Annotated in this window: 13 protein-coding genes; 10 read left to right on the top strand and 3 right to left on the bottom strand. The window is 70.5% G+C overall.

Annotated elements, in window-relative coordinates; all coding sequences use genetic code 11:
* Positions 1–199: 199 nt before the first annotated feature.
* Both WS87_RS29910 and WS87_RS29905 read right to left on the bottom strand, forming a co-directional pair.
* Complete coding sequence (locus WS87_RS29910) at positions 200–1,726, bottom strand: CYTH and CHAD domain-containing protein (RefSeq protein ID WP_059816951.1); 1,527 nt, start codon at positions 1,724–1,726, stop codon at positions 200–202.
* A gap of 139 nt (positions 1,727–1,865) precedes the next feature.
* The gene (locus WS87_RS29905; RefSeq protein WP_059816953.1) at positions 1,866–3,050 is read right to left on the bottom strand and encodes a sugar transporter; all 1,185 of its coding nucleotides are present in this window, start codon (positions 3,048–3,050) and stop codon (positions 1,866–1,868) included.
* Positions 3,051–3,251: 201 nt separating this feature from the next.
* Between WS87_RS29905 and WS87_RS29900 the strand changes: the two genes are divergently transcribed.
* On the top strand, positions 3,252–3,926 hold the full coding sequence (locus tag WS87_RS29900; RefSeq protein WP_059816955.1) for an HAD family hydrolase: 675 nt from the start codon (positions 3,252–3,254) through the stop codon (positions 3,924–3,926).
* 102 nt (positions 3,927–4,028) lie between these two features.
* Here the strand turns inward: WS87_RS29900 and WS87_RS29895 are convergent, their stop codons facing one another.
* Entirely contained in the window at positions 4,029–4,271 is a 243-nt protein-coding gene (locus tag WS87_RS29895; RefSeq protein WP_059536889.1) for a DUF6566 family protein, read from the bottom strand.
* 179 nt (positions 4,272–4,450) lie between these two features.
* On the opposite strand from WS87_RS29895, the gene WS87_RS29890 reads away from it, so the two are divergent.
* The 9 genes from WS87_RS29890 to glgX all read left to right on the top strand — a co-directional run bounded on the left by WS87_RS29890 (position 4,451) and on the right by glgX (position 20,339).
* Positions 4,451–5,146, top strand: a complete 696-nt coding sequence (locus WS87_RS29890; RefSeq protein WP_059536892.1) for an MgtC/SapB family protein — start codon at positions 4,451–4,453, stop codon at positions 5,144–5,146.
* Positions 5,143–5,481 carry a hypothetical protein gene (locus WS87_RS29885; RefSeq protein ID WP_059536895.1) on the top strand — a complete coding sequence of 113 codons (339 nt, stop codon included), beginning with the start codon at positions 5,143–5,145 and terminating at the stop codon, positions 5,479–5,481. The genes WS87_RS29890 and WS87_RS29885 overlap by 4 nt, the downstream gene beginning before the upstream one ends.
* Complete coding sequence (locus tag WS87_RS29880; protein WP_059816957.1) at positions 5,478–7,697, top strand: VTT domain-containing protein; 2,220 nt, start codon at positions 5,478–5,480, stop codon at positions 7,695–7,697. Before WS87_RS29885 ends, WS87_RS29880 begins: the two co-directional genes overlap by 4 nt.
* Complete coding sequence (locus WS87_RS29875) at positions 7,688–8,455, top strand: endonuclease/exonuclease/phosphatase family protein (RefSeq protein WP_059816959.1); 768 nt, start codon at positions 7,688–7,690, stop codon at positions 8,453–8,455. The genes WS87_RS29880 and WS87_RS29875 overlap by 10 nt, the downstream gene beginning before the upstream one ends.
* Before the next feature lie 62 nt (positions 8,456–8,517).
* Positions 8,518–9,006 (top strand): phage protein NinX family protein, encoded by a 489-nt coding sequence (locus tag WS87_RS29870; RefSeq protein WP_059816962.1) that lies wholly within the window; start codon positions 8,518–8,520, stop codon positions 9,004–9,006.
* 185 nt (positions 9,007–9,191) lie between these two features.
* Positions 9,192–12,584 (top strand): maltotransferase domain-containing protein, encoded by a 3,393-nt coding sequence (locus tag WS87_RS29865; protein ID WP_059816964.1) that lies wholly within the window; start codon positions 9,192–9,194, stop codon positions 12,582–12,584.
* Positions 12,584–15,994, top strand: coding sequence for a maltose alpha-D-glucosyltransferase (treS, locus tag WS87_RS29860; RefSeq protein ID WP_059817358.1), 3,411 nt, complete (start codon positions 12,584–12,586; stop codon positions 15,992–15,994). Before WS87_RS29865 ends, treS begins: the two co-directional genes overlap by 1 nt.
* Positions 15,991–18,192 (top strand): 1,4-alpha-glucan branching protein GlgB, encoded by a 2,202-nt coding sequence (gene glgB / locus WS87_RS29855; protein ID WP_059816967.1) that lies wholly within the window; start codon positions 15,991–15,993, stop codon positions 18,190–18,192. The genes treS and glgB overlap by 4 nt, the downstream gene beginning before the upstream one ends.
* 32 nt (positions 18,193–18,224) lie before the next feature.
* On the top strand, positions 18,225–20,339 hold the full coding sequence (gene glgX / locus WS87_RS29850) for a glycogen debranching protein GlgX (RefSeq protein ID WP_059816969.1): 2,115 nt from the start codon (positions 18,225–18,227) through the stop codon (positions 20,337–20,339).
* Positions 20,340–20,341: the final 2 nt, after the last annotated feature.

Raw genomic sequence — 20,341 nt, 5'->3', positions numbered from 1 at the left:
GCGAAATATTGCACTGCGCCATACCCTTTTTGTCTGGTTGGCGTGGCGGAAAGGCTTGATGGGAGGCGCGAAACGGGTTTCCGGGGCGCCGCCTGGCGAGCGATGAAATGCACGGGGCCGGCGACGGGCGACGTCGACGGAAATCGAGGTCCGGGCGGGCGGATCAGGGTTTTCCTGATGCGAATGCGGTGTGGCCGGATCAGTGCGGTGGCGAAAGACGCTTGAAGCGCTTCCACAGCTTCCTCATCGTCGGACGATCGGCAGCCACGCGGGCGGCCAGGAAACCGCGCGCAAAGGCCGCGCCCGGCGCGGCGGCGGGCGCCGTGCGAGGCAGCGCCTTCAGAAGCTGCTCCGCGACCACGGCATCGTTGCGCCAGCCCAGATCGTCCTGAAGCGCGGTCAGCGCGTCGACGTAGGGCCGGACGGTCCGCCTGGAACAGAGCGACGCGAAGAATTCCGTCGCGTATCGAACCTTCTTCGCCGCGATGCGGGCGCGGTGACGACGGCGATCGTCGAGATCGGCCAGCCCCTTGCCACGTTCGATCAGCTTGCGATGCCGCCGACGCAGGACATCCGTGGCAAACCGCCTCGCCGGCCGACCGATCGCCGCGCGCTGTTCGTCGGACATCCCCGCTTGCCACCCCCGTCGGCTCAACCACGACGCGAGTTGCAGCGCGAGCCGCGTGTAGCGAACCGATTCGACTGCGGCGGCCGCGCGCTGCCGGTTCCTGACCGCAATCTGCTCGCAGGCGTCGCGGGCCGCACGAACCTCGTCCGGATGACCGTTCGCGCCGGCCTGTTCGAGCGTCGTTCCCGCGAGCACTTCCCAGTCCCGCGCGGTACCCAACTCCGACGCGATCCAGCGCAGTTCGTCGTCAAGGCCGGGAAACGCGGGAACCGCTTTCCCGAACAGGTCGAGAGCGGAGCGCAAACGACGCAGCCCCACACGCATCTGATGCACGCACGACGGGTCGTGACCGGACGCGACGCCACGTTCGTTCGCGTTGACCTGGTCCAGACAGTTGCGCGCGATACGGCAGAACGCGTCTTCGATCGAATCGCGTTTCTTCAGTTGCACCGGCCGCGCCTTGACGGCCGCGCGGTGCTCGCCGACGAGGAGCCCGTAGCCGAGATCGGCCTTGCTCTCGCGATCGATTCGCAATGGCACGATGTCGAGCATGGCCAGCGCGACGCCGTACAGGCTTTCCGGCTCGCCGCGCTTCAGCTCCAGTTCGACGGCGGCGATCGGGACCGAACCCGACTCCGCTTCCACGGTACCTTTGTCGAGCGCGACCTCGAGCTCATCTCCGGACGGCAGGCGCAGCGGAAAGACCGTCCGCCTGATCCGCGTGACGAACACCGGCTCGAGCTGGCCGGCCGTCGCCTCGTCGCGGACGAGCCTGCCGCAGTCGCTGTCGTCGGGTATGCGTTCCCGCAGCGGCGCGAGATCAGGGACGTCGCCATCGACGGGCGTTTCGAACTCGTTCCTGTCGAACAGTCCGGCCTGCGCCGCCCCGTCCAGCTTCAGCGTCTGAACCCTGTCGTCGCCGGTCGCGCGCACCCGCAGCGAAGCGGCGCACCGGTGCACGCCGAGCGCGGGCGTATCGAAATAGGTGCTCGTCAGCAGTTGCGATGCGCTGGCGCGCCCGGATTGCGCGAGCAACGGCGCGCGACGCAGCTTGTCGAGATCCTTTGCGGAAATCCGCAGTTTCAACTCCCGTTCCATGGCGCCTCCGAGGTGCGTGTCCTTGTTTCAGGCTACACCCGATCGGTCGTGCCGGCGGTCATGCGTGCGCCGCGGGACGCGAAACTGCGGCAGCGCGATGCGACGGGGATCCGGCGCGACGAGCCCCACCGACGGCGGATTACGCCATCGCCCGCCGCTCATGCAGCCGCAACGCGGCCCACGCGATCCCGGCAGAGACGATCCCGACCACCCCGCCGAACGTGCCGATCCACGGCAGGCCGAAATCCCCGGCGATATGGTTGCCGAGCAGCGCGCCGGCACCGATGCCGACGTTGTACAGCCCGGAAAAGATCGACACCGCGAGATCGGTCGCCTCGGGCGCGAGCTTCAGCACCCACGCCTGCATCGCGAGCCCGAAGCAGACGATCGCACCGCCCCACACCAGCGTGTGAACCGACAGCGTGACGATGTTCAGCGCGCTCGGGAACAGGATCAACAGACACGCCGACAGCGCGATGATCGACGCGAGCAGGAAATCGGCCGGCCGCTCCGGAAACACGCGGTTGAAGCAGACCGCGGCCGGCATGCCGGCGACGCCGAACAGGATCAGCACGTAGGTAATCCGGCTGCTGCTCGCATGATTGACGCTCTGCACGAACGGCTCGATGTACGTGTACGACGTGAAATGCGCGGACACGACCAGCACGGTGATCGCATACAGCGATACCAGCGCCGGCTTCCTGAGAAACATGCCGATGCTGGACAGCGAGCCGGCGCCCTGGCTCGGCAGCGCCGGCAGCGTCATGCGCAGCATCAGCAGCGCGACGGCTGCCGCGCCGCCGATCACGAGGAACGTCACGCGCCACCCGAGCGCCTCGCCGATCACGCGCCCGAGCGGAATGCCGGCGACCATCGCGATCGCCGAGCCCATCGCGAGCAGGCTCAACGCGCGGCTTTTCCGGTCGCTCGGCGCGAGCCGCACGGCCAGCGGGACGGAAATCGACCAGAACACCGCATGCGCGCACGCGATGCCGAGCCGGCCGATCATCAGCACCGTGAAATTCCACGCGACGCCGGTGACGACATGACTGCCGATGAACACCAGCAGCGCGCAGCTCAGCAGCTTGCGCCGCTCGACGTGACGCGTGACGAACGTCAACGGCAGCGACACGACCGCGACGGCCCACGCGTAGATCGTCAGCATCAGGCCGACGTCGGTCGGCTGCATCCGCAGGCTGTCGCCGATCGCGCTCAGCAGCGCGACGGGCACGAATTCGGTGGTGTTGAAGATGAAGGCAGTGAGTGCCAGGGCCAGGACGCCCCACCACGACTGTTCGGAACTGACGGCGTCCGGAGTTGCCATACGGGAATTCGACGAGGGTTGGGGGCGCGTGCGGCGCGGGCAGCCGGCCCGGCGCATCGGCGCGATTGTACCAGCGGCAAATGACACGTCGCCGCCGGCCGCGCCGCCGGGACATGGCGATGACACGGCCGCGCGCCGATAATGCGTCGAAGGCCTTTTCGCGGACGATTCGCCCGAATTTCATCGGGCCAGGAGATTCACATGCGCATTGAAACGTCGTTTCTGTTCGATCTCGACGGCACGCTCGTCGACAGCGTCTACCAGCACGTGCTCGCATGGAAGGAAGCGCTCGATGCCGAGGGCATCGAGCTGTCGGTGTGGCGCATCCACCGCAAGATCGGGATGAGCGGCGGCCTGTTCCTGAACCAGCTGCTGCGCGAGACGGCCGGCGACATCGACGCCGAGCGCGTCGAACGGCTCGCGCGGCTGCATGCGGCCGCGTACCAGCGGCTGCGCGCGCAGGTCCGGCCGCTGCCGGGCGCGCGCGAGTTGCTGGCCGCGCTGTCGAGCGCGGGCATCCGCTGGGCGATCGCAACCAGCGGGCGGATGGAAACGGCCGCCATCAACCTCGAGGCGCTCGGCGTCGATCCGGCGAAGAACGTGGTCGTCACGCGCGATCAGGTCAAGTATGCGAAGCCGGATCCCGATCTGTTCCTGACGGCCGCCGCGAAGCTGAACGTGCCGATCGAGCATACGGTGGTGGTCGGCGACAGCATCTGGGACATGCTCGCCGCGAGCCGCTGCCGCGCGCTGGGCGTCGGGCTGCTGTCGGGCGGTTACGGCAGCGACGAGCTGGAACGCGCGGGCGCGCTGCGCGTGTATGACGATCCGGCGGATCTCTTGTGGCACCTCGACGAGGTCGCGGCACGGCCGTAATGCCCGAATCGTCCGCCTGACCCGCGGCGCCGGCCTTCCGGCGCCACCTTCGTCGGCTCGTCGCGCCGCGTGCACGCATCCGGCCGCGCCGGTCGGGTCGGATCAATCGTCGTCGACGCGCTTGTCGACCAGATAACGCCCGCGCTCGACGCCCGCGCGCAGCGCCTCGTCCTCCGTCTTCCATTCCAGGCCGTCCGGCTCCGGCACGTAGAGCTCGATGCGCGCGCCGTCGACATACACCTGCACTTCGTCATCCCACGCGCCGCGCGCGTTGCGCCGCGCCCAGACGCGAATCTCGTGGCCGCGATACGGGTCGCGCACCTGTGCGTCCTGTTGATGCTGCATGCTGGCCCCCTGTGCTTATCTGCGATGGCGATGAAAAAAATGCGCGCCGCACGATCGCCGCACGCGCCGTCGGCCCCCCGCGCACACGCCGTGCCCGCTGTCCGGCCGCCCGGCACGCACCTTGCGTCCCTTTTGCGCACGGACCGCTCCGGAACGCCAGACAAAAAAGGGAGGCCACGATGATCGGCCATTTGGAACTCCTCGGACGCCTGCTGCTCGCCGCGCTGCTCGGCAGCGTGGTCGGGCTCGAACGCGAACGGCTCAACTGGGCCGCCGGCCTGCGCACGCACATGCTGGTGTGCGTCGGCTCGGCGCTCGTGATGCTCGTCTCCACCTTCGGCTTCGAAGACGTGCGCGGGCAAAACGGCGTCGTGCTCGATCCGTCGCGGGTCGCGGCGCAGGTGGTCTCGGGCATCGGCTTTCTCGGCGCCGGCTCGATCCTGCTGCGCGGCGAAGTCGTGCGCGGACTGACGACGGCCGCGAGCCTCTGGGCGGTGGCCGGCGTCGGCCTCGCGGCGGGCGGCGGCATGTACGTCGGGTCGATCGGCGCGACGGCGATCGTGCTCGCGATCCTCGCGGGCGTGAAGCCGATCGAGCGCCGCTTCATCGCGCAGCGGCAGCAGCGCACGCTGCGGCTCGTCGTCGAGCGCGGCGGCCTGACGCTCGGCACGCTGCACGACACGCTCGGCACCGGCCGCGTGCGCGTGAAGCGGTTCATCGTCCAGCAGTCCGACGACGATCCGGATACCGACGACATCTCGGTGTCGTTCTCGCGCACGAGCGGCGCGGAATTTGCGGCGATCTGCGAAGCGCTGCAAGGCATCGCCGGCGTGCGGACCTGCAGTCCCGACACCTCGTCAAGGAGTTTCGCGTGACCCAGACCGAACTGCTCTCCTACCTCGTGACGAGTCAGCTGGCCGCGCGCATGCGCAGCGGCACATGGCTCACGACCAGCCAGGTGGTCGGCGCGCTGCGCGCATGGCTCGCGTGCCGTCACGCCGAATGCGGCTGGCTCGACCGGATCCGGATCGCGAACGCGTCCACCACGATCGCGCAAGGCATCTACGAGATCGCGGCCGCTTACGGCGATCCCGACAGCGGCGAACGCATCCGGATCGACGCCGATTCGCCGGAACTGCTGGCGCTGCGCGCGCGTTGCGACGCGCTGCTGCAACGCATCGACGGCGACCCGGACGTCGATGCCCGATGATCGTGCCGGACCGCATGCCGCGCACCGCATTCGCGACGGCAGGCCCCGACGACGCGGTTGCCGCCCCCTCGCACACGGACGAGCCGGCAAGACACGGGCTGCTCGAATGCGGTCGCAACTGCGACACGATCCGCGATGCGGACCGCTTCGCGATGCTGGTGGACGGCGACGCATATTTCGCGACGCTGCGCGCCGCACTGCGGCGGGCGCGCCACACCGTCTTCATCGTCGGCTGGGACGTCGACAGCCAGATGCATCTGTCGCCCACCGACCCCGGCGACGGCCTGCCCGACACGCTCGCCGCATTCCTGCACGCGCTCGCGGCCGCGCGGCACAACCTGCGCATCTACGTGCTCGCGTGGGACTTCGCGATGATCTACGCGCTGGAGCGCGACTGGCCCCCCGTCTATCGCGCCGCGTGGCGTGCGCATCGCGGCATCCGCTTCCGGCTCGACGACACGCATCCGCGCGGCGCGTCGCATCACCAGAAGCTCGTCGTGATCGACGACCGGCTCGCGTTCGTCGGCGGGCTCGACCTGACGCGCGAGCGCTGGGATACGCCCGCGCACGCGGCCGACGACCCGCGCCGCCGCGATGCACGCGGGATGCCGTACGGGCCGTTTCACGACGTGCAGGCGATGTTCGACGGCGACGCGGCCGCCGCGATCGGCGAGCAGGCACGCTCGCGCTGGCTCAATGCTTGCGGACGTCCGATCGCGATCCGCGCGCAGCGGCATCTCGAGCGTGACGAAGACGTCGATCCGTGGCCGCCCGGCGCGCGCGTCGACATGCGCGACGTGCGGCTCGGCATCGCGTATACGGCGCCGGGCCACCGCGGTCGCGAGCCCGTGCGGCAGGTGCGCGCGCTGGTCGAGGATACGATCCGCGCCGCGCGCCGCCACCTGTACATCGAAAACCAGTATTTCACCGCGACGGTGGTGCGCGAGACGCTGTCCGCGCGGCTGGCCGACGCGCGCGGGCCGGACGTGACGGTCGTCGCGCCGCGCGTGCAGAGCGGCTGGCTGCAGGAAGCGACGATGGGCGTGCTGCGCGCGCGGCTGCACGCGACGCTCCAAGCCGCCGACCGCTTCGACCGCTACCGGCTGCTGTATCCGCATGTCGACGGCCTCGGCGACACGTGCGTGAACGTGCACAGCAAGATCCAGATCGTCGACGACGAATGCATCGTGATCGGCAGCGCGAACCTGAACAACCGGTCGATGGTGCTCGACACCGAATGCTGCATCGCGCTCGTCGCGGCCGGCGAAACGCGCATCCGTGCCGCGGTCGCCGGGCTGCGCGATCGCCTGCTGGCCGAACATCTCGGCACGACGCCGGCGGCAGTGGCCGCCGCGTTCGCGGAAGCCGGCCGGCCGAACGCCGCGCTCGACCTGTTGCGCGCGAAACCGGGCCGCACGTTGCGCACGCTCGACCCGGCGGTAGCGCCGCAGCTCGATGCGCTGGTGCCGGTCAGCGCGCGGCTCGACCCCGAACAGCCGATCGAGCCGGACCGGTTCGTCCGCGAGTTCGTGCCGCGCGAACAGCACCGCTCGCTGACCGCGCGCTTTTTCGTGCTCGGCGCGGCCGTGCTGCTGATCGCCGCACTCGCGCTCGCGTGGCGCTTCTCGCCGCTCGGCAAGGCGCTGAACGTCGCGTCGCTCGCACATGCGGCCGCCCACGCCGCGCAACTGCCGGGCGCACCCGCGCTGCTGCTGGCCGGCTACGTGGTCGCGGCGACGCTGTCGGTGCCGATCACGCTGCTGATCACCGTCACGGGCCTCGTGTTCGGCGCGTGGCCGGGTTTCGCGTATGCGTCCGCCGGCACGATGGCGGCCGCCGCCGTGACTTATGGAATCGGCCGCTGGCTCGGACGCGACGCGGTGCGCCGGCTCGCCGGCGCGCGCGCGAACCGGCTCAGCGAACACATCGGCCGGCGCGGCGTGGTCGCGATGGCCGTGCTGCGGCTGCTGCCGGTCGCGCCGTTCACGATCGTGAACCTCGTTGCGGGCGCATCACACATCGGCCTGCGCGACTTCCTGGTCGGCACCGCGATCGGCATGCTGCCCGGCATCGTGCTGACCGTCACGTTCGCGCACCAGCTGACCGCCGCGTTCAGCCATCCCGGGCCCCGCGCGTTCGCGTGGCTCGCGGCGATCGGCGTCGCGTTGGTCGGCGTGTCGGTGCTGCTCGTCAGGGTACTACGACGGTGGCGCTGAGCCGGCAGCCGGCCCCGCCGCCGGACATCGTCACGTCGGACGGCCCGCCCGCCTCCGCGCCCGGCGGGCGCGACCTGCGGATCGCGACGTACAACATCCGCGGCGGCTACGGCGCATGGCCCGCGCGCGCGGCCGACCGGATCGCGGCAGTCATCCACGAACTCGACGCGGACGTGATCGCGCTGCAGGAGGTGCCGCTCGGCGGGTCGCGCGCGCCCGACGTGCTCGCGCACCTGCGCGACGCGACCGGCATGCACGCGGCGGCCGGTCCGACCATCGACACGCCGGAGCGCCGCTACGGCAATGCCGTGCTGTCGCGCTGCCCGATCCGCGCGGCGCGCACGCTCGACCTGTCGTTCCACCAGCGTGAGCCGCGCGGCGCGCTCGATGCGGACATCGACTGCGGCGCGGGCACGCTGCGCGTGGTCGCGACCCATCTCGGGCTGTCGGCGAACGAACGCAGCGCGCAGGTGCAGCGGCTGCTCGCCGCGTTCGACACCGGCGCGATGCCGGTGATCCTGATGGGCGACATCAACGAATGGTTCGTGCGCGGCCGCGCGCTGCAGACGCTGGTCACGCGGTTTCGCCGCGCGCCGGCGCCGCGCACGTTCCCGACGCTGTGCCCGGTGTTCTCGCTCGACCGCATCTGGATTCATCCGGGCGAATTGCTGGTCGACGTGAACGTGCATCGCAGCATGCTGGCCCGGCACGCGTCGGATCATTACCCGCTCGTCGCGCGAATGCGTGTGAGGTCATAGGGCCTGGCACGCCGCTTGCGCACGCGCCCCACCGCGCTGACGAACCCTGACGGAGCTTGCCCATGCGAACCGACGAACTCGCCGGAACGGCCCTCGACTACTGGTGCGCGCGCGCGTTGTGCGCGGACGACGAAGATACGCTGTGCTTCACGGCCGTCGAGCCGCAACTGATCGTGACCGCCGCGTGCGACGCGTTGCGGCGCCTCGACGCGCCTTTCGCGCCGTCGGCGTCGTGGGCCGACGCGGGAGCGGTGCTCGATCGCGTCGGCGACCTGCGGATCGCACGGCGCGGCGACGGCGTCGAATGCGACGCATGCTTCATCGACGGCCCGTCGACCTGCGCGGCGCGCGCGCCCGATGGACGAACCGCGCTGCTGCGCGCATTCGTGCGGGCGCGCTTTGGCGACGACGTCGATCCTCCGCCGCCGTTCGCGCACCGGATCGAGCGCGGCACGCCGGTGCGTTACGACCCCGGAGCGCCGCTTCCCGAAGCAGACGCCGATCCGGCCACCGGCGACAGTTCGGACATCCGCTCGATTCCGCGCATGTGACGGCGCCGAATGCGCCGGCGCCGCCCGGCGCGCGATGCAGCGACCGTACAGCGCTCGTGTAAAAACGACAGGGGTTCCGCATCCGGCGTCCCGCACGCACGTTGCCGCGCGTGGCGCCGCGTCGCAGGCACGCGGGTTGCGGCGCACGGCCGTTACCGTTCGCCGCCGCCCGCCCACGCCACTCCATGAACGTCACGCCGCCCTTCGCCCCACACCTCTACTTCTGCGACGCCCGCCTCGTCGGTCCGCTCGACGTATGGCCCGACACGTTTGCCCACATCGCGGGCATGGGCTTCGATCACGTGCTGATTGGCGGCTTCTGGGCCGCCAGCGTCGCGGGTTTTCCGCGTCATGTCGCCGACTTCCACCGGCCGGCCGCGACGTTCGCGACGCGCGCCGGCGCACTCGAGACCTTCTCGCGGCTCGCGCAGATCGCGCACGGCCACGGGCTGCGCGTGATGCTCGAAGTGATACCGGACCGCATCGCGCGCGACAATCCGCTGCGCGCCGAGCATCCGGACTGGTACGTCGAGCGCTCGCACGACGACGCGCTGATCGATCCGCGTCGCGCCGCGCATGAACTCGACGTCGCGCATGCACAGGTCGGCGAGGACGCGACACACGACGCGCTCGCCGCGTGGTGGTGCGCGCATCTCGCCGCGTTCGCGGACGCCGGCGCGGCCGGCTTCCTGATCGACGCGCCACATCATCTGCCGGCCGCGTGGTGGCCCGGCTGGCGCGCGGCGCTGCGTCGCGCGCGCCCTGACGTCGCCGTGCTGGCCGGCGTGCCCGGCCATGCGCGCGACGCGCTCGCGCAATTCGAGGCGGCCGGCTTCGACGCGGTGTTCTCGTCGGCACGCTGGTGGGATCTGCGCTCGCCGTGGTTCGCGGACGAACACCGGCTGCTGCGGCGCATCGGCTCGCCGATCGCGTTTCCCGACGCCTACGACGGCCCGCGTCTCGCCGACGACTGGCACGACGCACCGGACGAGACGCTCGCCCGCGCGTATCGCCGCGCGTTGTGGACCGCGGCGGCGCTCGGCACCGGCTGGCTCGTGCCGATGGGCTTCGAGCGCGGCGTCACGCTGCCGCTGATGGCGCGCGATGCGGACGCCACGCGCTATCGCGCCGCGTTCGACGATGCGCGCTTCGACCTGTCCGGCGCGATCGCCGACGCGAACGCATGGCGCCGCGCGACGCCGCTCGCGGCCGAGCGCGGCGAAATCGCGCAACTGAGCGCGCCCGCCGCAGCCGCGACCGCGCTGTTGCGCGGCACCGGCCCGTCGCTCGAGCACGACGACGCGGCACTGCTGATCGTGCTGAATCCCGATCTCGATGCCGAAGCGCCGGTCGATCCCGCCGCGATCCTGCCCGGCGTGCCGGGCGGCTTCACGCACGTCGCGACACCGGACGGACCGCATCGGCACGCGCTCGTCGCGCTGCCCGCCTTCACGCTCGAACCCGGCGGTCATGCGTTGCTCGACGCGTCGCACGCGCCACCCGCGACCACGCGCGCCGATGCCGCCGACGAGCGCACCGCGCTGTCCGCCGCGCTCGCGGCCGACCGGATCGCGATCGAGCGCGTCGAGCCGGCCGTGGACGGCGGCCGCTTCGCGATCAAGCGCGTGATCGGCGAAACACTGGTTGTGCACGCATCGATCTTCTCCGACGGCCACGCGCATCTCGCGGCCGCGCTGCAATGGCGCGCGGACGACGAGGACGACTGGCGCGAAGTGCCGTTCGTCGCGGAGCCGAACGATCGCTGGCACGCGCGCATCGCGCTCGACCGGCTCGGCCGCCATGCGTTCCGCGTGATCGCGTGGCGCGACGACTGGGGCTCGCTCGCCACCGACATCGCGAAGAAGCACGCGGCCGGCCAGGACGTGACGCTGGAAGTGCGCGAAGCGGAGCTGCTGCTCGCGACCGCACTGAAGCGCGCCGCGCCCGCCGATCTGCGCGCGGTCCGGCAGATGGAGCAGCTGGCGGCCGACTTCAAGGACGCGTCGCACGAACACCGGCTCGCACTGATCGGCGCCCCCGCGCTGGCCGACGCATACGCGGCGCTGCGCTACCGCCCGTTCGCCACGCACGACAAGACCGTCTATCCCGTCGAGGTCGAGCGCCGCGCCGCGCGCTTCTCGAGCTGGTACGAGATGTTCCCGCGCTCGGCGAGCAACGACCCGCACCGGCACGGCACGTTCGACGACGTGATCGCGCAGTTGCCGCGCATCCGCGACATGGGCTTCGACGTGCTGTATTTCCCGCCGATCCATCCGATCGGCACGACCGCGCGCAAGGGCCGCAACAACACGCTGAAGGCCGGCCCGGACGACGTCGGCAGCCCGTACGCGATCGGCTCGCCCGACGGCGGCCACACGGCCGTGCATCCGCAGCTCGGCACGCTCGCGTCGTTCCGCACGCTGGTCGATGCGGCGCGCGCGCAAGGGCTCGAGATCGCGCTGGACTTCGCGATCCAGTGCTCGCCCGACCATCCGTGGCTCGCCGCGCATCCGGGCTGGTTCGCATGGCGGCCCGACGGCTCGCTGCGCTTCGCGGAAAATCCGCCGAAGCGCTACCAGGACATCGTGAATCCCGACTTCTACGCGCCGGATGCGCAGCCCGACCTGTGGCTCGCGCTGCGCGACGCGGTGCTGTTCTGGGTCGACGCGGGCGTGCGGATTTTTCGCGTCGACAATCCGCACACGAAGCCGCTGCCGTTCTGGGCATGGATGATCGCCGACGTGCGCGGCAAGCATCCGGACGTCGTGTTCCTGTCGGAGGCGTTCACGCGGCCGGGGATGATGTACCGGCTCGCGAAGGTCGGCTTCTCGCAGTCGTACACGTATTTCACGTGGCGCGAGACGAAGCGCGAGTTCATCGATTACCTGACCGAGCTGACGGCCGGCCCACCCCGCGAGTTCTTCCGGCCGAACTTCTTCGTGAACACGCCCGACATCAATCCGCGCCACCTGCAGAACGCGCCGCGCTCGCAGTTCGTGATCCGCGCGGCGCTCGCGGCGACGCTCGCCGGGTCGTGGGGCCTGTATTCGGGCTTCGAGATCGGCGAATCGGCGCCGCTGCCCGACAGCGAGGAATACGCGGATGCGGAGAAATACGAAATACGCGCGCGCGACTGGAACAAGGCCGCGCACATCGGCGCCGAAATCGCGCGGCTGAACCGCGCGCGGCGCGAGCATCCGGCGCTGCAGACCCACCTCGGCCTCACGTTCGCCGACGCGGACAACGATCAGGTGCTCGTGTTCATAAAGGCGACGCCCGCGCACGACAGCGTCGTCGCGATCGCGATCAGCCTCGACCCGTGGCATCCGCAGGCCGCGAATTTCACGCTCGACGCGTCGCTGTGGCGCGGCTTCGGGCTCGTCGACGGCGAACCGCTCGACGCGCTCGAACAGGACGCCGCGCATGCCGAAACCTGGCGCGGGCATCGCCAGTACGTGTCGCTCGACCCGCACGTGCGGCCGTATGCGATCTGGCGGCTCTCGCCGTCCCCCGGCGCCGCGCGAGCGGCGGCGCCCGAGCCGGGCGACGCCCGATACCCTTCCGGAGCACACGCATGATGAAACGCGAAGACTCCCTCGACGACGTGCGCCGCGCGCAGTTTCCGTCGCTCGCACCGGCCGGCACGCCGCGCCGGCGCCGGTCGCGGCGCCGCGCGCCCGCGCTCTGCGCGGACGATCCGCTGTGGTACAAGGACGCGATCATCTATCAGGTGCACGTGAAGTCGTTCTACGACTCGAACAACGACGGGATCGGCGACTTCCCCGGCCTGATCATGAAGCTCGACTACATCGCCGAGCTGGGCGTCGACACGATCTGGCTGCTGCCGTTCTACCCGTCGCCGCGCCGCGACGACGGCTACGACATCGCCGACTATCGCGACGTGCATCCCGACTACGGCACGCTGGCCGACGTGCGGCGCTTCATCCGCGAAGCCCACGCGCGCGGCATCCGCGTGATCACCGAACTGGTGATCAACCACACGTCGGACCAGCATCCGTGGTTCCAGCGCGCGCGGCGCGCGAAGCCCGGCTCGATGCATCGCGACTACTACGTGTGGTCCGACACCGACACGAAATACGCCGGCACGAGGATCATCTTTCTGGATACCGAAACGTCGAACTGGACGCACGACCCGATCGCCGGCCAGTATTACTGGCACCGCTTCTACTCGCACCAGCCGGACCTGAACTTCGACAATCCGGCCGTCGTGCGCGAGGTGCTCCAGGTGATGCGATTCTGGCTCGATCTCGGCATCGACGGGCTGCGGCTCGATGCGGTGCCGTACCTGGTCGAGCGCGAAGGCACCAACAACGAGAACCTGCCGGAGACGCACGCGATCCTGAAGCGCATCCGCGCGACGATCGACGCCGAGTATCCGAACCGCATGCTGCTCGCGGAAGCGAACCAGTGGCCGGAGGACGTGCAGGAATACTTCGGCCGCGAGGACGAATGCCACATGGCGTTCCACTTCCCGCTGATGCCGCGCATCTACATGTCGATCGCGAGCGAGGACCGCTTCCCGATCGTCGACATCATGCGACAGACGCCCGCGCTCGCGCCGAGCAACCAGTGGGCCGTGTTCCTGCGCAATCACGACGAGCTGACGCTCGAGATGGTGACCGATTCCGAGCGCGACCTTCTTTGGCAGACCTACGCGTCCGATCGGCGCGCGCGGATCAACCTCGGCATCCGGCGCCGCCTCGCGCCGCTGATGGAGCGCGACCGGCGCCGCATCGAGCTGATCAACTCGCTGCTGCTGTCGATGCCCGGCACGCCGGTGATCTATTACGGCGACGAACTCGGGATGGGCGACAACATCCACCTCGGCGACCGCGACGGCGTGCGCACGCCGATGCAATGGTCGTCGGACCGCAACGGCGGCTTCTCGCGCGCGGACCCGGAACTGCTGGTGCTGCCGCCCGTGATGGGCTCGCTGTACGGCTATGACGCGGTCAACGTCGAGGCGCAGACGCGCGACCCGCATTCGCTGCTGAACTGGACGCGCCGCATCCTGTCGACGCGCCGCGCGACGCAGTCGTTCGGGCGCGGCACGATCCGCTTCCTGCGCCCGGAGAACCGCAAGGTGCTCGCGTACCTGCGCGAACTCGAAGGCCACGAGACGGTGCTGTGCGTCGCGAACCTGTCGCGCTCGTCGCAGGCGGTCGAACTCGACCTGTCCGAATTCGCGGGCCGCGTGCCGATCGAGATGACGTCGGACTCGGCGTTTCCGCCGATCGGGCAGCTCACTTACCTGCTCACCTTTCCGCCGTACGGCTTCCTGTGGTTCGTGCTGTCCGAGCACGGCCGCGAGCCGTCGTGGCGGCAGCCGCACGCGGAGCCGCTGCCCGAATACGTGACGATCGTGATGCGGCGCGGCGACGTGCGGCCCGACGTCGGGCAGCTGCATACGCTCGCGCACGATGCGCTCGCGTCGTGGCTCGCGCGGCGGCGCTGGTTCGCGTCGAAGGACCGCAAGATAGGCGATGCGTGGCTGAATGTCGTCACGCCGATGCCGGACGAGCCGTTCCAGTACGCGGAGGCATGGGTTTCCGCGAGCGACGGCGGCGTCGAACGCTACGTCGTGCCGCTGGCCGCCGCGTGGGGCGGCGAGACGTCGCATCCGCTGTTCGCGCAGCTCGCGCTCGCGCGCGTGCGGCGCGGCCACACGGTCGGCTACCTGACCGACGCGTTCGCGCTGCCCGCGTTCGCGCGCGGGATGCTGCGCAAGCTGCGCGACGGCGCGACGGTGCCGACGTCCGACGGCGGCCGCCTCGACTTCCTGCCCGAACATGCGCTCGCCGCGCTCGACCCCGGCGACGACGCCGAGGTGCGCTGGCTCGCGGCCGAGCAGAGCAACAGCTCGCTCGTGATCGGCGACCAGATCGTGCTGAAGCTCGTGCGCAAGGTCGCGCACGGCATCCATCCAGAAGCGGAAATGAGCCGCCACCTGACGCGGATCGGCTATGCGAACACCGCGACGCTCGCCGGCGAAGTCGTGCACGTCGATCCGGACGGTTCGCCGCATACGGTCGCGATCCTGCAGCGCTACGTCGACAACCAGGGCGACGCCTGGACGCGTTCGTTCGACTTCCTGAAACGCGCGGTCGACGAGCTCGCGCTGCCCGCCGTCGCCGACGGCGAAGCGGCCGAGCCGGACGAGGAGCCGGACGCGCTGCTCGGCTACGCGGCGTTCGCGGGCATCGTCGGCACGCGGCTGGGCCAGCTGCACGTCGCGCTCGCGCAGCCGTCCGACGACCCGGCCTTCACGCCGGAGCGCGCGACGCCCGAACACGTCGACGGCTGGTGCCTCGACGCGATCGCGTCGTTCAGGCACGCACTCGACGTGCTGGCCACGCGGCTCGATGCGCTCGATGCGGCCATGCGCGCCGCCGCCGACACGCTGCTCGCGTCGCGCGACGCCGCCGTGCAGGCGCTCGGCGAACTGGTGCCGCGCACGCTCGACGCGCAATGCACGCGGATTCACGGCGATTTCCATCTCGGCCAGGTGCTCGACGTGCAGGGCGACGCGCTGCTGATCGACTTCGAGGGCGAGCCCGCGCGGCCGCTCGAGCGGCGCCGCGCGAAGTCGCATCCGCTGCGCGACGTGGCCGGCTTCCTGCGCTCGCTGTCGTACGTGAGCGCGACCGCGCAGTTCGCGATCGAAAAGGCGCCGCCGCAGGCGGCCGGCCGCAAGCGTGCGCTGTTCGACCGCTTCGGGCAGGCCGCCGCCGACCGCTTCGTCGAATGCTATCGCGCGGCCGCCGACCAGGCGCCCGAACGCTTCGTCGACCCGCGCTACGCCGATCGCCTGCTCGCGCTGTTCCTGATCGACAAGGCGTCGTACGAACTCTGCTACGAGGCCGCGAACCGCCCCGACTGGCTCGGCGTGCCGGTCGGCGGGCTCGCCGCGCTCGTCGAACGCCTGCTCGACGCGGACCGCACACCCGACAACGGAGGCACCCGATGACCGACACGCTGTTCGACCGCCGCGATATCGATGCGCTGCTCGCCGGCCGCCATCCGGACCCGTTCGCGTGCCTCGGCCCGCACGGGGATGCCGGGCGGATCGTCGTGCGTGCGCTGCTGCCCGGCGCGCGGCGCGTGCGTGCGGTGACGCCCGACGGCGACGAACTCGGCACGCTCGCGTGCGTCAACGACGCCGGCTGTTTCGCGGGGACGCTCGCGCACGACGGCCATTACCGGCTCGCGATCGACTGGCCCGACACGCGCCAGGTGACCGACGACGCCTATGCGTTCGGCATGCTGCTCGACGACGCGGCGCTCGCGCGTTTCGCGGCCGGCGACCCGGCCGCCGTGCTCGACTGCCTCGGCGCGACGCCCGCGCGCATCGACGGCGTCGACGGCGTGCGCTTCGCGGTATGGGCGCCGAACGCGCAACGCGTGTCGGTGGTCGGCGACTTCAACACATGGGACGGCCGGCGGCATCCGATGCGGCTGCGGCGGCCGTGGGGCGTATGGGAGCTGTTCGTGCCGGGCATCGGCGCCGGCGAGCACTACAAATACGAGCTGTGCGCGAGCGACGGACGCGTGCTGCCGCACAAGGCCGATCCGTGCGCGCGCGCGACCGAGGCGCCGCCGCGCACCGCGTCCATCGTCGCCGACACGGCGGCGCTCGACGCGTTCGCGTGGCACGACGACAGCTGGCTGCACGCGCGGCCGCACGCGGACCGCCGCTTCCGCATCCCGTGGTCGATCTACGAGGTGCACGCGGAGTCGTGGCAGCGCGTGCCCGAGGAAATGGACCGCAGCGCGACCTGGGACGAGCTCGCCGAGCGGCTGATCCCGTACGTGCACGGCATGGGCTTCACGCACGTCGAATTCATGCCGATTTCAGAGTATCCGTTCGGCGGCTCATGGGGCTACCAGCCGCTCGCGCAGTTCGCGCCGTCCGCGCGTTTCGGGCCGGTCGACGGCTTCGCGCGCTTCGTCGACCGCGCGCATGCGGCCGGCATCGGCGTGATCGTCGACTGGGTGCCCGCGCACTTCCCCAACGATCCGCACGGCCTAGCGCAATTCGACGGCAGCGCGCTGTACGAGCACGCCGATCCGCGCGAAGGCATGCATCCAGACTGGAACACCTGCGTGTTCAACCTCGGGCGCAACGAGGTCGGCGCGTTCCTCGTCGCGTCGGCGCTCGCATGGGCACGGCGCTATCACGTCGACGGAATCCGCGTCGACGCGGTCGCGTCGATGCTGTACCGCGACTATTCGCGCAAGGAAGGCGAATGGGTGCCGAACGTGCATGGCGGGCGCGAGAATCTCGAATCCGTCGCGTTCCTGCGCACGCTGAACGACACGCTGCACGGCGCGCTCGCGCCGCAGGGCGTCGTCACCTTCGCGGAGGAGTCGACCGCGTGGCCGGGCGTCACCGCGTCGACCGGCGACGGCGGGCTCGGCTTCGACTTCAAGTGGAACATGGGCTGGATGCACGACACGCTCGCGTATCTGCGCGAGGATCCGATCCATCGCCGCTATCACCACGACCGGATGACGTTCGGGCTCGTCTATGCGTTCTCCGAGCGCTTCGTGCTGCCGCTGTCGCACGACGAGGTCGTGCACGGCAAGGGCTCGCTCGCCGCGAAGATGCCCGGCGATGCGTGGCAGCGACTCGCCACGCTGCGCGCGTACTTCGGCTTCATGTGGGCGCATCCCGGCAAGAAGCTGCTGTTCATGGGCAGCGAATTCGCGCAATGGGCCGAGTTCGCGCACGACGCGACGCCGCACTGGGACCTGCTCGACGCGCCCGCGCACCGCGGCGTGCAACGGCTCGTGCGCGATCTGAACCGCGTGTACGCGGCCGAACCGGCGCTGCATGCGCTCGACTGCCACGCGGAAGGCTTCGCGTGGCTGATCGGCGACGATCGCGACAACAGCGTATTCGCGTTCGCGCGCCGCGACGACGTCGGACGCCTCGTGGTCGCGGTCAGCAACTTCACGCCGGTGCCGCGCGCCGGCTATCGCATCGGGCTGCCCGCGCCCGGCCAGTGGCGCGAACTGATGAACACCGATGCGGCCGTGTACGGCGGCACAAATGCCGGCAACGACGGCGCCGTGTGGGCGGAAGCCGTGCCCGCGCACGGCGAGTCGTGGTCGGCCGCGTTGCGCCTGCCGCCGCTCGCGACCGTATGGCTGAGTCCGGCCTGATACCCGGCGACCTCGACACGGAGACCCTCCCCATGCCGACCGCCTTGCCATCCCGACTCGATCCCGGCCGCGCCTATCCGCTCGGTGCGACCTGGGACGGTCTCGGCACCAACTTCGCGGTGTTTTCCGCGCATGCGCAGCGCATCCAGCTGTGCGTGTTCGATCCGACCGGCCGCAAGGAACTAGCGCGGCTCGACCTGCCCGAATGCACCGACGAGGTGTGGCACGGCTACCTGCCGAACGCGCATCCGGGCACCGTGTACGGCTTTCGCGCGGACGGCCCGTACCAGCCGCAGCATGGCCATCGCTTCAATTCGACCAAGCTGCTGCTCGACCCGTACGCACGCAAGCTGGTCGGTCATTTCCGCTGGTCCGACGCGCTGTTCGGCTATCGCGTGCATTCGAACCGCGCGGATCTGTCGATGGACCGCCGCGACTCGGCGCCCGCGATGCCGAAGGCCGTGGTCGTCGACGAGGCGTTCGACTGGCGCACCGACCGGCGCCCGGACGTGCCGTGGCGCAGCACCGTGATCTACGAGACGCACGTGCGCGGCGCGTCGATGCGTCGCGCCGGGCTGCGCGCGCCGGAACGCGGCACCTTCGCGTCGCTCGCGCATCCGGCGTTCATCGATCACCTGTTGTCGATCGGCGTGACCACCGTGGAGCTGCTGCCCGTGCACGCGTTCCTGCAGCAACGCGCGCTCGTGAACCGCGGGCTGCGCAACTACTGGGGCTACGACACGGCCGCGTTCTTCGCGCCGGAGCCGTCGTATCTGTCGACGCGGCGGCTCGACGAAATGCGCATCGCGATCCGGCAGCTGCATGCGGCCGGCATCGAGGTCGTGCTCGACGTCGTCTACAACCACACGTGCGAAGGCAACGAGCTCGGCCCGACGCTGTCGTGGCGCGGCCTCGACAATGCGAGCTACTACCGGCTGCGGCCGGACGACCCGCGTTACCACGTCGACGAGACCGGCTGCGGCAACACCTTGAACATGTCGCACCCGCGCGTCGTGCAAATGGTGATGGACTCGCTGCGCTACTGGGCCACCGCGTTCAATATCGACGGCTTCCGTTTCGATCTCGGCGTGACGCTCGGCCGCGAGGATCACGGCTTCGAGCCGGGCGCGGGTTTTTTCGACGCGCTGCGGCAGGACCCGGTGCTCGCGCAGCGCAAGCTGATCACCGAGCCGTGGGACCTCGGGCCCGGCGGCTACCAGCTCGGCCGCCACCCGCCCGGCTTCGCCGAATGGAACGACCGCTTTCGCGACACCGTGCGGCGCTTCTGGCGCGGCGACGCCGGGCAGCGCCCCGAACTCGCCGCGCGCCTCGCGGGCTCGGCCGACCTGTTCAATCATCAGCGGCGCCATACGTGGGCGTCGATCAATTTCGTCACCGCGCACGACGGCTTCACGCTCGCCGATCTCGTGTCGTATGCGCACAAGCACAACGACGCGAATGGCGAGGACAACCGCGACGGCCGCGACGACAACTGCAGCGCGAACTGGGGCGTCGAAGGCGCGACCGACGACGCGTCGATCCGCGACTTGCGCGTGCGCGTCGCGCGCTCGATGCTTGCGACGCTGTTCACCGCGCTCGGCACGCCGATGATCGTCGCCGGCGACGAATTCGGCCGCACGCAGCATGGCAACAACAACGCGTATTGCCAGGATAACGAACTGTCGTGGCTCGACTGGGACCTTGCGCGCAGCGACGAAGGCGAGCAGATGATGCGCTTCGTGTCGCGGCTCGCCGCGCTGCGGCGCATGTATCCGGTGATGTCCGCGCCGCGCTATCCGTCGGGCGACCGCGACGGCGCGCCCGGCATGCACGAGATCGACTGGTTCGACGAACGCGGCGGCGCGCTGAGCGTGCCTGCGTGGGAGGACGGCGAGCGCCGCGCGCTGACGATGCGCCGGGTCGGCACGGGCCGCACCGGGCGCACCGAGGCGTTGCTCGTGATGCTGAATGCGTCGACCCATGCCATTACGTTCAAGCTGCCCACGCCGGTGCTCGACTACCGCGTGCTACTCGACACCGCGACACCCGACGCCGGCCCGCGCTCGTGGCCGGAGGCCGGCCTCGACGTCGCCGCGCACGCCGCCGTGATCGCGGTCGCGGCCGTGCCGCCATCCCCGCCCTCGTGAGG

This window comes from Burkholderia sp. MSMB0856, assembly GCF_001524645.2.
GTDB lineage: Bacteria > Pseudomonadota > Gammaproteobacteria > Burkholderiales > Burkholderiaceae > Burkholderia > Burkholderia diffusa.
The sequence above is the reverse complement of the archived record's forward strand: the minus strand, read 5'-3'. Positions and strand labels throughout refer to the sequence as shown.

Coding starts and splice junctions, on each gene's coding strand:
- WS87_RS29910 (WP_059816951.1), bottom strand. CDS start 1,726: ATGGAACGGGAGTTGAAACTGCGGATTTCCGCAAAGGATCTCGACAAG.
- WS87_RS29905 (WP_059816953.1), bottom strand. CDS start 3,050: ATGGCAACTCCGGACGCCGTCAGTTCCGAACAGTCGTGGTGGGGCGTC.
- WS87_RS29900 (WP_059816955.1), top strand. CDS start 3,252: ATGCGCATTGAAACGTCGTTTCTGTTCGATCTCGACGGCACGCTCGTC.
- WS87_RS29895 (WP_059536889.1), bottom strand. CDS start 4,271: ATGCAGCATCAACAGGACGCACAGGTGCGCGACCCGTATCGCGGCCAC.
- WS87_RS29890 (WP_059536892.1), top strand. CDS start 4,451: ATGATCGGCCATTTGGAACTCCTCGGACGCCTGCTGCTCGCCGCGCTG.
- WS87_RS29880 (WP_059816957.1), top strand. CDS start 5,478: ATGATCGTGCCGGACCGCATGCCGCGCACCGCATTCGCGACGGCAGGC.
- WS87_RS29870 (WP_059816962.1), top strand. CDS start 8,518: ATGCGAACCGACGAACTCGCCGGAACGGCCCTCGACTACTGGTGCGCG.
- WS87_RS29865 (WP_059816964.1), top strand. CDS start 9,192: ATGAACGTCACGCCGCCCTTCGCCCCACACCTCTACTTCTGCGACGCC.
- treS (WP_059817358.1), top strand. CDS start 12,584: ATGAAACGCGAAGACTCCCTCGACGACGTGCGCCGCGCGCAGTTTCCG.
- glgB (WP_059816967.1), top strand. CDS start 15,991: ATGACCGACACGCTGTTCGACCGCCGCGATATCGATGCGCTGCTCGCC.
- glgX (WP_059816969.1), top strand. CDS start 18,225: ATGCCGACCGCCTTGCCATCCCGACTCGATCCCGGCCGCGCCTATCCG.